This is a genomic window from Paenibacillus sp. FSL H8-0457 (assembly GCF_038051935.1).
GTDB classification, from domain to species: Bacteria; Bacillota; Bacilli; order Paenibacillales; family Paenibacillaceae; genus Paenibacillus_AQ; species Paenibacillus_AQ lautus_A.
The window spans coordinates 4,718,704-4,733,867 of the sequence record NZ_CP150293.1; the positions used below are offsets into that span (position 1 = coordinate 4,718,704).

Genomic DNA, 15,164 nt, shown 5'->3' on the forward strand with positions numbered 1-15,164 from the left:
CCTTTTGCGTGGTGGCAATTCAGATTTAAAGTAACAATAGTAATATGTCCCCGTAACCAATACCTTATGAGTGGTGAATTGCACCACGAACGAGATCTAGGTCACCCATCCTCCGTTCGGGCTGATCACTTGCCCGGTAATGTAGCCCGACTCGGGCAGCGCCAAAAAATACACCAGCGACGAAATCTCATCCGGCTGCGCCAATCGGCCGACCGGAATTTCATCCTCCAGCATGCGAATTTCATCCGACTCCAGATGCCCCAGCATGGACGTATCGACCGCACCGGGCGCCACGGCGTTCACCGTTACGCCTGACGGGGCAAGCTCCTTCGCGAGAGCCTTCGTAAAGGCGTTAACGCCGCCTTTGCTTGTTGAATACAATACCTCGCAGGAGGCTCCGGATAACCCCCAGATCGAGGATACATTGATGATCCTGCCAAAGCGCTGGGAAACCATGCGCCCCATAAAAGCCTGGGAACACAGAAACATCCCACGCAGGTTAATGGACATCAAAGTATCCCACTGCTCTTCCGTCACGTCGGACAAAAGCCCGTAATGGGACACGCCCGCGTTGTTAACCAGAATATCCGGCTCCATACCATGACTCTGCAGTTTCTCTTTCATCCGTAATATCTGCTCTTTGTCGCGCAGGTCGGCGGATACGGTTAATACCTTGGCTCCATAAGCCATGCAGCGGCGGGCTACTTCGTTGGCCGCTTCGTGCGAATTCATGTAGTGGATGACCACATTCATGCGGACCGAGGCAAAGCGTTCGGCGACAGCCGCCCCTATGCCTCTGCTCGCACCCGTAATCAATACCGTCATTTCCCCGATCGGCTTCAATTCTCTTCCCATGCCTTGCTTCATTACGGACTCACAACGATCGATACAGCCAGCTGGTTCCAATCGACATGCTCCTGCAGGCGGCGGTTGACATCCTCCAGGGTGATGGATTCATAAACCGGCAAAACGTTGAAGAAATCGGCGCCGCGGAACTGATAGCGAGTAAATTCATGGGCAATGTTTTCCGGGGAATTGAGCATGCGCAAGTATCCGCCCATTTTCTTCTTGCGGGCCCGTTCAAAGTCCGAGGCTAGGAATCCGGCTGCCTTTAGCTTATCCACCTCGGTACGGATGCGCTCCAGCAGTTGATCCGGATCCTTCGTGTCCCCGCCAACCGCGGAGAACGCATACTGGGGCGAGCTGTTATATTCATGACCGAAGCTGTCGGAGATCAAATCCTCATCGTACAGCTTCTGATACAACTCCGTACTGGAGCCAAACAGGAGATCCATCATCAGCTTGGTCGTCAGGTCGCGGCGCAGCTGCTCATCGGCCGATAAACCCACCTGCTTCTCCTTGAAGCCGAACAGGCATTTCGGCAGCGATACGGCCAGGCGGCTCTCCCTCCGCTTCTCTTCGACTCCCTGCGGCTCCGGATCGAATAAACGCTCAATGGAGCCTTGTTTGTCGTACGATTTTCGGGCTTGGTTCGATCGGATCAGGCTCATCGTTTCCTCGGGATCGACGCCGCCCACCACGAACAGCAGCATGTTGCTCGGGTGATAGAACGCATTGTAGCACGTATACAGATCTTCCTTCGTAATCGTCCCGATGGATTCCACCGTGCCGGCGATGTCGATATGCACCGGATGCACCTTATACATCGCTTCGATCAGTCCGAAGTACACGCGCCAATCCGGGTTGTCTTGATACATGTTGATTTCCTGGCCGATGATCCCTTTTTCCTTCTCCACGTTCTGGTCGGTAAAATAAGGATTCTGCACGAAATCGATCAGCGTCTCCAAATTTTCATGAATGTTCTCCGTGGCCGAGAAGAGGTACACGGTCTGGTCAAAACTGGTAAAGGCGTTCGCCGAGGCGCCATTGGAAGCAAACTTGGCAAAAATGTCGCCTTCCGGCTCCTCAAACATTTTGTGCTCGAGAAAATGCGCAATTCCGTCCGGAACCCGGGTCTCGGACTCGCCTTGGACCTTGAAATGGTTATCGACCGAACCGTACTTGGTTGCGAAGGTCGCATAGGTTTTCTGGAAGCCGGGTTTAGGCAGCACATACACGTGCAAACCGTTATCCATCACTTCGTAATACAGCGTTTCCTGCAGGTTGTCATAATGAATGCTCTCCACCGGCTATTCCTCCTTTTGACCTTTCAGGAAATAGATCGTATCCAGGGAAAATGCCGAAGCCGCCTGCTTCACATCGTCCACTGCAATGCCCTCGACCTGCTTCAGCAGCTCATCCGGCGTACGTTCCCGTCCCGACAGCGTGCGGTTAAAATCATACGCAATCATCTCGAAGGCCGAATCCTGCATTTCTTTGATCACGTTGCGGATCATGGCTTTCGTCTGGGTCATTTCGATGTCCGAGATGGCACCCTTGGCCATGTCATCGAGCTGTTGGCGAATGATGTCGACCGCCTTCTCGAAATTTTGAACCTCGATCCCGGACTGGATGGTAGCAATCCCTTTATGACCGTCATATCGGGAGGAAGCGTAATACGCCAGGCTTTCCTTCTCCCTCACGTTAACAAACAGCTTCGAATGCGGATACCCTCCCAAAATCCCGTTATACAGGAGCGCAGCGGCATATTCATCATCTCCGTACGTAATCGTGCTTCGAAGGCCCATGTTGAGTTTGCCTTGATTGATGTCCAGCTTCTCCACGACCGTCTGCGTCTCGTTAGCGGCCGTCCGCGTGATCGAAGGAACATAATCCCGGCTTTCCGTCCGATTCAGTTTAAAATGCTCCTCGACGAGCGTCTTCACCTCATCCAGACTCGTATCGCCAACCACGTACAAATCCAAAACGGACTCTTGGAGCCATTTCTGATAAGACTCATACAAGTCCTCCGGCGTGATGCCGTCAAGGTCCTTCCGCTCTCCGAGCGGATGCAATCGGTACGGCTCGTTCTTGCACATAACCTCAATGCAGCGCTCGGCGGCATAACGGATCTTATCGTTTACGATAGACTCCAGCTTCTTGCGGACCGTGTCGCGCTCGGTCTGCACGTAAGATTTGCGGAATGCGCCATTCTCCAGCACGGGCTGGGTGAATGCCTCGCCCAGTAAAGCAAATGAGGAGCGCAGCAGGCTCTCAGGGCTCTTAACAAAAGAGTCATTGATCGTGTCCATGCGGAAGTGCACGATCTGATAATCGCCGCGCTTATACACGTCAAAGCCAAACCCGGCGCCGTACAGCTGCTCCAGCTGCTCGCGGAATGCTCTGGTTTCCGGGTAAGAAACCGTCCCTCTGCGCAGTACAAAAGGCGTAAGCGCGGTCGAGGTCACGGTTTCCTCCGCTAACGGGCTTCCGGCGTAAAGCGATATCGCAAATGTCTTGAATCGGTTTGTCGGCAACACGTGAATCCGTATCCCTCCGGCAGTACCGTGTTCAAATTCCGTTTTCGTCAAGGTCCATATCCCCTTACATCATGGATTGTCGTTGCCATAATTTACTTCATAGATAACTTACATTCTAACCCATCGCAAAGTGAAGAAGCAACCGAAGACAGGCCCCGGTTGCCGTTGGTTGAGCTACATACAGAAGATATGTTGACCGATGGTTTTGACTTGAGGACGCGTCCAAATCCATGGCGAGGTGGCTGTTTTCGGATTGAAGTAGTACAAGCATCCTCCTGTAGGATCCCAGCCGTTCAGCGCCTGCTCCACCGCTTTTCGAGCCTGGGCGTTCGGCTCCAGCCATATTTGGCCGTCAGCGACCGCGGTAAATGCTCTCGGCTCGAATATAACTCCATGCGGCGTGTTCGGGAAGCTTGGCGATTTCACCCGGTTGAGAATAACGGCCGCTACGGCGACCTGTCCTTCAAACGGCTCTCCGCGCGCTTCGCCGTAAACGGCATTCGCCATGATTCTCAAATCATTGTCGGACAGGCCCATAGTATTCGATGAGGCTAAGTTGTTATTCCCTTGATTAGTACCGCCGCCGTTTCCGCCAGCACCGGCCGCTGCACCTCCGCCTTCATGAAGCTTCGGAGCGGTGGGACGGAAATCCTTGGTGGCGTTATACAGTTTCAATTTGACCTTCGGCCCCACGATGCCGTCCACCTTCATGCCGAACTCGGATTGGAACCACTTGACGGCGCCTTGGGTCTTGGAACCGAACACGCTGTCGATTTTGCCGTGATAAAAGCCTAGGTACTTCAGTCGCCCTTGCAGCTCATACACGTCTTCGCCGGTGGAACCGAATTTGATGGTCTGCTGGCTAAAGGTCGGCAAAGCTTCCTGTAGACTCGAACTGTGATCCGCTTTCAGCCTTCCCTGGGCGAAGACGACGGCAGATAACAATATCGCAATGCTGATCAGAATCCAGATTCTTGAGTTTTTCATGCTGCGCTCTACCTTTCTCTTGTGGTTTAACAAGCCTCGCTACCGTTATTATGACAAGCCTGCCAATATCCTATGCACCTATTCCCTGAGGACGGCATGAGCGCAGAAGTTCCTATAAGCGCAAAGAGAGCTGCTCCTATGAGGGAACAGCTCCTTAAATGTTCTGTATCAGTTGCAGCGTTCAAACACGCTTTCATCCGTCGCTTCTGCCTAGCTCTACGCACGCCATGACCAACGCTCCTACGCCATGAAGGTCATTTTCGCATTGCTGCCTTTCCACATAATGCTTGTAATCGCCTACCCCCGTGCCGATGCAGATTTGGGGCATGACCAAATGTCCCTTGTCATTGCGATATACGGATTGGACCAGGCCTTGATATCCCTGTCTTGCATACGTCATAAAAGCAGGATCCAGATAACCCAGACGGACTCCTTTTGCCAAGGTATAGGTGAAAAGACTGGAGCAGGAGGTTTCGAGCCAATTGTCCTCCCGCCCCCCTTTGTCCACAACCTGATGCCACAGACCGGTAGCCGGATCCTGATAACGCACCAGCGCTTCGCTTAGTTCACGTAGCGCGGCAGCCAGCTCTTCCCTCGCCGAATGATGCTCAGGCAGTAAATCGAGGAACTCGACAAGCGACAGCGCATACCAGCCTATGGCGCGTCCCCAAAATTCCGGAGATTGCCCGCTGACCGGATCCGCCCAGGGCATCGTTCGGCTCTCGTCCCAAGCATGATAATACAAACCGGTAGCCTCATCCTTGGTATGGGAGCGCATCAGCTTCTCCTGGAACAATACCTCGTCAAATAAATGCGGCTCGTTATACTGCCTCGCATAGTTCATCGTAAATACGCCGCCCATATACAGTCCGTCCAGCCACATCTGGTATGGATACCGGTCCTTATGCCAATATCCGCCTTCGGTGGTCCGGTTCAGCGTGGACAGCAAGCGGAGCAGTTTATCCGCTGCGGCCCTGTAGCGGTATTCGGGAAACACAGCATCCAATTCCATCAGGAGCAGGCCCGCTTGAACGGAATCCAGCTCCCCCCGCTCCAGCAGCAGGTTGCCGTTAGCGTCCACCAGATGATCAACATAGCCTTTGATATAATTCAAAAACTTGGCGTCCCCGTTAAATTTCCACAATTGAGACAACCCAACCAAAAATACGCCCTGATGGTAATGCCACCTGCCTGCAGGCGGAAGCTGCTCGGGCAAATACGTTTCCATGATCGATTGGCACGCCTTCTCGGCGAGTTCTATTGGTGACAAAGCGGACTGTGCCTGCTGCTGTACAGGATTGGACATACGTGCTCCTCCTCTTTCTAATCAATTACTAAAAAGCGATTGAATTTATAAAATAACGCCATCCTTGAAAATGGATATTTCCCGGAAGCCGTTCCGTTCATTTTGCGTCTTCTCAACGCCTGAGGCCAAATGAACGATGACCTCCAAAAGTTCCGCATGAAGCTCATCCATGCTTTTGCCCTCCAGCAGAGCTCCCGCATTATAATCGATCCAATGCTTTTTGCGTTTGGCCAGCTCGGAATTGGTCGCGATTTTGACGGTTGGTACAGGCCCCCCAAACGGCGTCCCCCTTCCGGTCGTGAACAGCACGAGGTGGGCGCCGGCTGCAGCGAGTGCCGTAACCGATACGAGGTCATTGCCCGGCCCCTCGATCAGGTTCAGTCCCGGCTTCGAAGTTCTTACGCCGTAACGGAGCACATCGGATACGGTTGCAGTCCCCCCTTTTTGGGTGCATCCCAGCGATTTCTCCTCTAAGGTCGTGATGCCGCCGTCTTTATTCCCGGGAGACGGATTTTCATAGATTTCCTGTCCATGCGAGACGAAATATTGTTTAAAGTTGTTGATGAGCAAGGTGATATCCTGGAACACCTGCTCGTCGGCAGCCCGATCCATCAGGATCGTTTCGGCTCCGAACATCTCCGGCACCTCCGTTAGAAGAGCGGTGCCTCCATAGGCGGTAATCGTATCCGCGATGCGGCCCGCCAGCGGATTGGCTGTAATGCCCGAGAGTCCGTCCGACCCGCCGCATTTCAGCCCGATCTTCAGTTTGGAGAGAGGAACCTCCGTTCGTTTGAAAGTCTCCGCATATTCCACGAGCTCGGATATAAGGGACAACCCTTCCTCCAATTCGTCCTCCATGTCCTGGGCACGCATATATTTGATCCTATTCCCGTCCTGCTCCCCGATCATGGCCTGCATTTGATCGATCTGATTGTTCTCGCAGCCGAGCCCGATAATGAGCACGCCTGCGGCATTGCCATGCTGAGCCAGGGAGGATAATAGGCGCTGGGTATGGCTCAGATCATCTCCGAGCTGTGAGCAGCCGTAAGGATGCGGAAAATGATATATCCCATCAATCCCTCTCCCTTGAAACTGCTGACCTGCCATTCGTGCCAGCAGCTCGCAGGTTTTATTAATGCAGCCGACGGTGTTGATGATCCAGATTTCGTTGCGGATTCCAACCTCGCCGTTCAGTCTGACATATCCTTGGAAAGTTGACGAACCGTGGCTGGCAGCTGAAGGCTCAAGCCCTTGATTCGCGTTTGGCTTATACTGATACTCCACTTCACCGGAGAGACCTGTTTTCAAATTGTGGGTATGAATCCAGGTCCCCGGCAAAATGGCTTCCTTCGCCAGACCGATCGAATAACCGAATTTGAAAACATGGCTACCCGCCTCAATCCACCGCAGAGCCACCTTATGACCCTTCGGGACGTCCTCCGTTAATTCGATGGCATGCTCCTTCCCGTTCAAGATCCCGATGGCATGTTCTCCTGCCGACAAAGGACGAAGCGCAATGCCGACATCATCCTTGCTGTGAAGTATGACGATGTCACTCATGTGTTGTTCAGCTCCATTTCTTCGATATAGCTGCTTACCGTTTCATGAAGAGCGGGAATTCGGTTCAGATCCTCGCCCCATATCCTCTGGTTACCAAGAATGGAGGCCACAAGCTGACGTATAGTCCACTCCCCGCCGTCTACCTTTTGCCAAGCTTGCTGCAGTGTCATCAGGTTATCCGGATCATCTCTTAACGGCAGACGTTCACCATCAAGTCGCGTGCCGTACCATTGCCCCTCTTTAGTGCCGATATGATACAGACGGATCAAGGAAGCCAATCCAAGAGTAATGGTGCTTGGCAGCTCATTATGCATTCTGATATATTCCTTTAAGCTCGGCAGAACCCGAACCCTAAATTTGGACATGCTGTTCATGGCGATGTCCTGCAGCCTGTGCCGAATGAAGGGGTTGCCGAACCGCTCCCACACGGTTTCGGCATATGCTGCAACCTCTTCCGGCGGGAGGGGCACCCCCGGGACGATTTCCTCGAGCATCGCGTTTCGGATGAGATCACCCCATTCAGGACTTTCCGTCATCTCCTTCACTTCGTTCAAGCCATGGAGCAGGCCTATCGAAGCCATAAGGGTATGCGTTCCATTCAAGATCCTTACTTTTCTAACCTGATACGGAGTCAGATCGGATACCCAGCTTACCTGAAGGCCCGCCGACCGTAGAGGCAATCTGGACTCCAGTGACGGATCGCCCTCAATCGCCCAGAAATAATAGGGCTCGGCCGTGTTGAGCAATCGGTCCTGATGACCCCATTTGTCAAAATAACGCTCCGCTTCTTCCGGATAACCGGTTACGATCCGGTCTACAAGCGAGTTCAGGAACAGATTATGCTCCGCCACCCAGCTCTGAAAGGCGGGCGAAAGCCCCCAATCCTGGGCATGCCGCAAAACAATGGATCGCAAGATGTCCCCGTTTCGTTCCAGAAGTTCGCAGGGCAATATCATCAAGCCCTTGTCCGGCGAGCCCTCATAATGCACATAACGCCGATACAGCAGCATGGTCAGCTTGCCGGGATACGACAACACCGGTTCGTCCGGATTCCATTCACTGCGCTGATAATCGAGGCCCGCCTCGGTGGTATTGGAAACGATGATATCCAGGGAATCCAACTCGGCGATCCTTAAGAAGTTCTCCCATTCCGCATAGGGATCCACGATCTTCGAGAACACCGGAATCCACTGCTCCTCCTCAACTTTTCGTCCATTCTGCAGACCTCGGGTCAGCAGGCCGTATATCCCTTCCTGTTCCCGCAGCTGCTCCAGCTTGGGCCTTCCGCCGGGTCTTGGCTGACTGACCGCGACGCTCCCTTGAAACAGCCCCTGCCGGTTGCATTCATAGATCATCCAATCGAAAAAGCCCCTGAGAAAATTACCTTCGCCGATTTGCAGCACCTTCACGGGGAAGTCCAACATCTCCGAGTCCTGGCGTATATCCTGCTGCTGGAGAAACTCCCGTCCGACCAACTTCAACGACCCGCTTCGGTCCGTGCTCGTACCCATGGTTTATCTCCCTTCCGTCTGGCCAAACCGGAAATAACGCTCGGCGTTGTTGTAACAAATATCCTGTACGATGCCTCCGAGCCACGGAAGATCATCCGGCGCTTCGCCCCGCGTAACCCACTCGCCGAGAAGATTGCAAAGAATACGGCGGAAATACTCATGCCGGGTGTAAGACAAAAAACTTCTGGAATCGGTCAGCATCCCGACGAATTGGCTCAACAGGCCCATATTGCCGAGTTTGCTCATCTGCTCGACCATGCCGTCTTTGGTGTCGTTGAACCACCACGCCGAGCCGAACTGGATTTTGCCCGGAATGCCGTCCCCTTGAAAACTCCCGATTAGTGCAGCTAGGATATCGTTATCGCTGGGGTTGAGCGAATAGAGTATCGTTCTCGGAAGCGCTGACTCTTGATCGAGCCGATCCATCAGCTTAACGAGCGGTACGGCGATCGGACTATCGTGAATCGAATCATAACCGGTATCCGGACCCAATTGTCGGAACATCCTTGTGTTGTTGTTGCGTTGGGCATTGATATGGAACTGCATGACCCAGCCGAGCCTGGCGTAGACACGGCCGAGATGAAGCAGCGTATGCGTCTTGAACTGTTCCTCTTCTTCCCGGGAAACCCTCTCCCCTTGAAGCGCTTTCATGAAAATGTCGCCCGCCTGCGCCTCGCTGACCTCTCGATAAGGCACGTAATCCAGCGCATGATCGGATACCCTGCCGCCAACCGAATGGAAAAATTCCGCCCGCTGCTCCAGCGCTGCCAGAAATGCCGGATAATCCGCTATCTCGATCCGGCTTCGCTCGGCGAGCAACTTCACCCAAGGAACGAACGTCTCCCGGTTAATCTCCAGCCCCTTGTCCGGACGGAACGACGGGAGCATCTGAAATCCGGCATCGCCTTCCTCTGCCAGCTTGATATGATATTCCAGGCTATCCGCCGGGTCATCCGTCGTACACACGACCTTCACGTTGCTTGACGTAATCAACCCCCTGGTCGTAAAATCATGTTCCTGGAGACGCTTGTTTGCCGCCTCCCAAATTCGCGGAGCAGTCTTTTCCTGAATGATATCCGATATGCCGAACAGCCTTTGCAGCTCCAAATGCGACCAATGGAATAAGGGGTTGCCAATCGTCATCGGCACGGTGCGGGTCCAAGCCAAGAAGCGGTCATAATCGTTCACGCCCGGCCCTCCCGTGATGTAGGCCTCTTCCACGCCTGCAGCACGCATCGCCCGCCATTTATAGTGGTCACCGTTGATCCAGGCTTCCGTTAAGTTCTCGAACCGGTGATTGTCAACGATCATTTGTGGACTCAAATGACAGTGGTAGTCGATGATTGGCATGGCTTTAGCATAATCGTGGTATAAGATGCGAGCAGTCTCGTTATGAAGCAAAAAATGTTCATCCATAAAAGGTCTCATGATTTCACCGTCCGTTTCTGTAGATTATCTACTATGTTACGGCATCATCAGTTGGATTTCTTCACGTTTATTGCGAATATAGAGGATTAATCAACATATCTTGCTTTGTTTAGCAAGAAGAAGTTGATACAATATAGCTGTATATATTGGAATAGCTCCAAAATGTTATGATCTGAACGAAGCGGGGGCGATTGTCATATCCAGCGAAACCCACACCGTATCCTACGGAGAAGAAGAAGGAGAATTTTACTATCATCGCATTCACCGCACGAAGCCCTTTGAACGGAATAACCATTATCACGGAACTTACGAAATCTACTATTTGGTTTCGGGAGAACGCCATTATTTTATCAAAGAGAAGCTGTACTCCATACGGGCGGGGGATCTGATTCTCATCAATAAATTCGATGTCCATAAAACCTCGGGCCATGGAGACCCGGAGCATGAGCGTATCGTCATTAATTTCAGCGATTCCTTTCTCGGCAAAGGCCATCCCTTGCTGGCATCGGGATTGCTAGGCATGTTTAACCAGGATCGGCCGCTGCTGCGTTTAACCGTGCCGGAGCAGGCCATCATCATGCAAATTCTGAATAAAATGGCCGATGAGATCCGGGAACGCTCCGCTTCGTATGAGCATATGCTGCAGGTGCTGCTTACGGAGTTATTAATCAAAACCTATCGATTAACCCATTCCGCCTCGCTGCCTGCCAACGTCTCCATGAATCCGCTCCATCAGAAAATCACGGACGTGGTGAAGTTTATTCACGTCCACTACGCAGACAAAATCACGCTGCAGGGATTATCCGAAACCTTCTACATCAGTCCGTTCTACCTGTCCCGGATCTTCAAAGAGATTACGGGATTTACCATCATTAATTACCTCAACCTCACCCGGATTCGCGAGGCGCAGCGCCTTCTGACGGATACGGATCTGAAAATCGTGGACATCGCCGAATCGATCGGCTTCGAAAGCCTCACCCATTTTGACCGGACCTTCAAAAAAATCATGAACATGACGGCAAGCCAATATCGCAAAATCAACAGCGTCCCCTGAACATGCAAAAAAGGAAGCGAGCCACCAGGAGTCCAGGGTTGTTCGCTTCCTTTTTTAGTTGGTGATCATACAATGAGCCGCTTAGCTGATTCGATTCTGCTGCTGATGATATTGCTCAATGGACATCAGCACTTCCCGCGGCTTGCTGCCCTCATAAGGACCGATCACCCCGCGCGCTTCCATGGAATCGATGAGGCGGGCGGCGCGGGTGTAGCCTACACGCATTCTCCGCTGCAGCAGCGATACGGATGCCTGCTTAGCTTCCAATACGATGGTCACCGCCTGTTCATACAACTCATCCAATTCTTCTTCGTCCACGCCTGCAGATTCCTCTATTTCAGGCACCAACGACTCGTCATACTCCGCCTGTCCTTGATCCCGGACGAAATCCACGATGTTCTCAACCTCATGATCACTCATAAAGGCTCCCTGAACGCGGATCGGCTTGGAGGAGCCCATCGGCATAAACAGCATGTCCCCGCGGCCTAGCAGCTTCTCGGCGCCCGCCATATCCAGAATGGTTCGGGAATCGACCTGCGAAGACACGCCAAAGGCAATACGCGACGGGATGTTCGCTTTAATGACCCCGGTGATAACGTCGACCGACGGACGCTGCGTCGCGATAATCAGATGGATACCGGCTGCACGCGCCATCTGGGCCAATCGCGTAATCGCATCCTCCACGTCGTTGGCCGCGACCATCATCAAATCGGCCAACTCGTCCACGATGACAACGATATACGGCAATACCGCAGGCAGATTATCCTTCATCAGATTGTTGTAGCCCTCAATATTCCGCGTTCCCGACTTGGAGAACAGCTCATACCGCTTCTCCATCTCCACGACGATTTTCTTAAGCGCTAAGGAGGCCCGCTTCGGGTCGGTTACCACCGGCGCCATCAAATGCGGAATCCCGTTATAGACATTGAGTTCGACCATCTTCGGATCGACCATCAGGAACTTAACCTCATCCGGCTTCGCTTTATACAGGATGCTGGTAATAATGCCGTTGATGCATACGGATTTACCGGAACCCGTGGCGCCTGCAACCAGGAGATGGGGCATCCGTGCCAAATTACCGACAATCGTCTGGCCCGAAATATCGCGGCCGAACGCAATCGACAGCTTCGATTCCGCGTCCTGGAACGTCGGCGTTTCCATAACCTCTCGCATGGTGACGAGCGAAACTTCATTGTTCGGCACTTCGATCCCGATGGCGGACTTGCCTGGAATCGGCGCCTCCATCCGAATATCCTTGGCCGCAAGCGCGAGTGCGATATCATCGGTCAGATTCACGATCCGGCTGACCTTGACGCCGATGTCCGGCTGAATTTCATAGCGGGTTACCGACGGACCCCGGACAACCTCCAGAACCTTGGCCCGAACGCCAAAGCTTTCCAGCGTGGCCTCCAGCTTTCGCGCTGTCTGCATGTAATCGTTCTGGTCTCCACCCTTGCCGCCGTTGTTCGGTTTGGACAGCAGCCGGAACGGAGGCAGCTTGTACGGCTTGGGCGGCGGAGCCGGAGGCGCTGCCGGTGCCGATCCTTCTTGCCCCCCAGTATCCGCCATAACAGCTGAATTCGTCCCGCCGTTCAGCGTCTCTGGGTCAACCATGGCATCCGAACTTGATGCCGCGTTCCCCGAAGGGTCCTCATGTGCCGGAGGCATCACCGCTTCGTGATCGTCTTGATCGTCATCCAATCGACCTTCTTGCTTCACCTGCTCGAAGAAATCGCGAATAATCGGCGAAGAAGGCACAGGATCCGGTGCAGAAAATGCAGCATCCGTCCCCTTCTCCGATTGATCCGCTCGGCTGAACAGGACGACCTCGCCCTCATCATGCTCACCATGTCCGTTGCCAACCGTAAATACCGGAGCCGACTCATCCATAACATCCTCTGCCTCTTCTGCGGCTTCGTTCCGCTTGTTGCCCTTGGAACCAAACAGTTGGAAGAATTGCGGCGCTTTACGCTTCGGCAGCCGCATGCCTTCCATATCGTCGAGGTCATCGTCTTCATCCAGATCCTCCGGCAGCTGTATGCGTTGCTCCTTGGCGCTTGCCTTCGCCGCCGCCTTTGATTTCGTCTGCTGGCTGTTCATTTTCTTTTGGATTCGTTCCCCGGCTTTCACAACCCTGACGCGGAACATCCGCATTAAATCAACATAGGACAGATTCGTAATCAGCATGAAGCTGATAAACAGCATGACAATCACAATCAACTTTGCCCCGATGCTGCCGAACAGCATCAACAAGAGGGCAAACTGCAAGGCTCCAACATAACCCCCGCTGATATCCCGGCCCATGACGGGATGACGTCCGTCATCCGCCCCGGCATGAAGGAGCTCGCCCTGCAAATCACTATGTATCTGGCTCATCGCACTCGATGCATTCAATTGACCGATCGGAGCCAATTTGGACTCCAGACCTGCAATACTGCTCATTAAGGTGAGCGATAATACCAGGAGAAGGACACCGGTACGCCTGCTGTTCCACCGTTTGGGCCATTTCCGGTGAATCATCACCATTAACCCGTAATAAATGCCGATTAGGGGGATGATAAAATAATACTTACCCAGCAGATATCCCGACATCTTGGACAGGGAACGCCCCACCGGTGCTTCTCCGGATAACGCGATGACCGAGAGTGTCATCAATACAATTCCATAAATTTCATATTTCAATACGGCTGCAAAGGCTGCCTTCTTCTTTCTTTTCCGCTTTGCCAAATGTGTCACCCCCGAATCCATATTATAGCATAATATTCGGTGGCGTACCTATGTTCTGTTTTCAGCCTTTAGCCTCATTTTCGACGGTCGGAATATAGCGAATCATCGTCCCTGGCGCGTAGCGCGGGTTCAAGTAATCATGAAGCTCGCAGTCCAATAAACGAACGATTTTCGCCTGATCTTCCGTTACTGGCTTCACTTCCATCAAAATGCCATCGACTCGAACTTCCCTGGACATGACCTCCTGCTCCACTTGAAGCATCCCGATGGTCGGATCCAAGGGCATGACGCTGTACCAAGTCATTGCGTAATCCCCCCGGGCTGAATCGTTTTACGCTCGGCGATCATGCTGTTCAATCGGCTTAATGCCTGTCCGATTCCACCCACTTCGTTCATAAGGCCATACTTTACGGCGTCTGCACCCGAAACCGCAGTACCGATATCCCTGTTCAATTCGCCGGTCTTGAACATCAGATCCTTGAACTGTTCCTCCGTGATCCCCGAGTGGCTCGTCACAAAGCGCACGACGCGTTCCTGCATTTTCTCCATGTATTCGAAGGTTTGCGGCACGCCAATGACTAACCCGCTCATGCGAATCGGGTGAATCGTCATCGTTGCGCTCTCTGCGATAATCGAATGGTCTGCGGCAACAGCGATAGGCACGCCGATGCTATGACCCCCTCCTATGACCACCGTTACCGTCGGTTTGCTGAGCGATGCAATCATTTCGGCAATGGCAAGCCCTGCTTCCACATCGCCGCCAACGGTATTCAGAATGATCAAGAGTCCTTCGATTCGCGGATTTTGCTCGGCTGCCACTAGCTGTGGAATCATATGCTCGTATTTGGTCGTTTTATTTTGCGGCGGCAGCACGAGATGACCCTCGATTTGCCCAATAATCGTCATGCAAAAGACGTTGGATTCTCCACCGGTCGGAAGCCCCGTCTGTCCCAGCTGCTGAATGGTTTCCGTCACAGCCGCTTTCTTGCCTTCCTCGGTCGGAACGACCGGAGGCGCCTCCGTCTCGCCGGTCCACCCCGCTTTTTTGTTGCCCGTCATCCGTTGATCGTTGTCCATCGCGCATCCCTGCCTTTTTATTCTTAATGTCTAGCTGCTGCAACAAACACATAGCTAACCCTTAGTATGGCAAATGACGCGGCTTTTTTATGCTTGTGCAGAGCATTCGGCATTAGGCCTTGCCCATAACAAAC

At 53.0% G+C, this 15,164-nt stretch carries 12 protein-coding genes; 1 reads left to right on the forward strand and 11 read right to left on the reverse strand.

The features are described from left to right. Positions 1-96 precede the first annotated feature (96 nt). The 8 genes from fabG to uxaC all read right to left on the reverse strand — a co-directional run bounded on the left by fabG (position 97) and on the right by uxaC (position 10,172). A complete protein-coding gene (gene fabG, locus MHI43_RS20910; RefSeq protein WP_036659259.1) occupies positions 97-867 on the reverse strand; it encodes a 3-oxoacyl-ACP reductase FabG in 771 nt (256 codons plus the stop codon). Continuing rightward, a complete protein-coding gene (locus tag MHI43_RS20915) occupies positions 867-2,147 on the reverse strand; it encodes a pitrilysin family protein (RefSeq protein WP_036659253.1) in 1,281 nt (426 codons plus the stop codon). The genes fabG and MHI43_RS20915 overlap by 1 nt, the downstream gene beginning before the upstream one ends. A gap of 3 nt (positions 2,148-2,150) precedes the next feature. After that, positions 2,151-3,431 (reverse strand): pitrilysin family protein, encoded by a 1,281-nt coding sequence (locus MHI43_RS20920; RefSeq protein ID WP_036659251.1) that lies wholly within the window; start codon positions 3,429-3,431, stop codon positions 2,151-2,153. Positions 3,432-3,554: 123 nt separating this feature from the next. Beyond that, positions 3,555-4,367, reverse strand: a complete 813-nt coding sequence (gene sleB / locus MHI43_RS20925; RefSeq protein WP_009589318.1) for a spore cortex-lytic enzyme — start codon at positions 4,365-4,367, stop codon at positions 3,555-3,557. Between the two features lie 193 nt (positions 4,368-4,560). Then, positions 4,561-5,673 carry a glycoside hydrolase family 88 protein gene (locus tag MHI43_RS20930; protein WP_036659248.1) on the reverse strand — a complete coding sequence of 371 codons (1,113 nt, stop codon included), beginning with the start codon at positions 5,671-5,673 and terminating at the stop codon, positions 4,561-4,563. 45 nt (positions 5,674-5,718) lie between these two features. Further along, entirely contained in the window at positions 5,719-7,233 is a 1,515-nt protein-coding gene (locus MHI43_RS20935) for an altronate dehydratase family protein (RefSeq protein ID WP_036659246.1), read from the reverse strand. Next, entirely contained in the window at positions 7,230-8,744 is a 1,515-nt protein-coding gene (locus MHI43_RS20940) for a tagaturonate reductase (RefSeq protein ID WP_036659245.1), read from the reverse strand. The genes MHI43_RS20935 and MHI43_RS20940 overlap by 4 nt, the downstream gene beginning before the upstream one ends. Positions 8,745-8,747: 3 nt before the next feature. Then, positions 8,748-10,172, reverse strand: coding sequence for a glucuronate isomerase (gene uxaC / locus MHI43_RS20945; protein ID WP_015736288.1), 1,425 nt, complete (start codon positions 10,170-10,172; stop codon positions 8,748-8,750). A 322-nt stretch (positions 10,173-10,494) separates the two neighbouring features. Between uxaC and MHI43_RS20950 the strand changes: the two genes are divergently transcribed. Next, on the forward strand, positions 10,495-11,226 hold the full coding sequence (locus MHI43_RS20950; RefSeq protein ID WP_235201590.1) for an AraC family transcriptional regulator: 732 nt from the start codon (positions 10,495-10,497) through the stop codon (positions 11,224-11,226). An 81-nt stretch (positions 11,227-11,307) separates the two neighbouring features. On the opposite strand, the gene MHI43_RS20955 is transcribed toward MHI43_RS20950, so the two are convergent. From MHI43_RS20955 to MHI43_RS20965, 3 genes are all read right to left on the reverse strand, one after another. Further along, complete coding sequence (locus MHI43_RS20955; RefSeq protein ID WP_036659241.1) at positions 11,308-13,953, reverse strand: DNA translocase FtsK; 2,646 nt, start codon at positions 13,951-13,953, stop codon at positions 11,308-11,310. 61 nt (positions 13,954-14,014) lie between these two features. Further along, positions 14,015-14,257 (reverse strand): YlzJ-like family protein, encoded by a 243-nt coding sequence (locus MHI43_RS20960; RefSeq protein ID WP_036659240.1) that lies wholly within the window; start codon positions 14,255-14,257, stop codon positions 14,015-14,017. Next, entirely contained in the window at positions 14,254-15,030 is a 777-nt protein-coding gene (locus MHI43_RS20965) for an ATP-dependent Clp protease proteolytic subunit (RefSeq protein WP_015736292.1), read from the reverse strand. Before MHI43_RS20965 ends, MHI43_RS20960 begins: the two co-directional genes overlap by 4 nt. Between the last annotated feature and the right edge of the window lie 134 nt (positions 15,031-15,164).

Coding starts and splice junctions, on each gene's coding strand:
- fabG (WP_036659259.1), bottom strand. CDS start 867: ATGAAGCAAGGCATGGGAAGAGAATTGAAGCCGATCGGGGAAATGACG.
- sleB (WP_009589318.1), bottom strand. CDS start 4,367: ATGAAAAACTCAAGAATCTGGATTCTGATCAGCATTGCGATATTGTTA.
- MHI43_RS20930 (WP_036659248.1), bottom strand. CDS start 5,673: ATGTCCAATCCTGTACAGCAGCAGGCACAGTCCGCTTTGTCACCAATA.
- MHI43_RS20935 (WP_036659246.1), bottom strand. CDS start 7,233: ATGAGTGACATCGTCATACTTCACAGCAAGGATGATGTCGGCATTGCG.
- MHI43_RS20940 (WP_036659245.1), bottom strand. CDS start 8,744: ATGGGTACGAGCACGGACCGAAGCGGGTCGTTGAAGTTGGTCGGACGG.
- uxaC (WP_015736288.1), bottom strand. CDS start 10,172: ATGAGACCTTTTATGGATGAACATTTTTTGCTTCATAACGAGACTGCT.
- MHI43_RS20960 (WP_036659240.1), bottom strand. CDS start 14,257: ATGACTTGGTACAGCGTCATGCCCTTGGATCCGACCATCGGGATGCTT.
- MHI43_RS20965 (WP_015736292.1), bottom strand. CDS start 15,030: ATGGACAACGATCAACGGATGACGGGCAACAAAAAAGCGGGGTGGACC.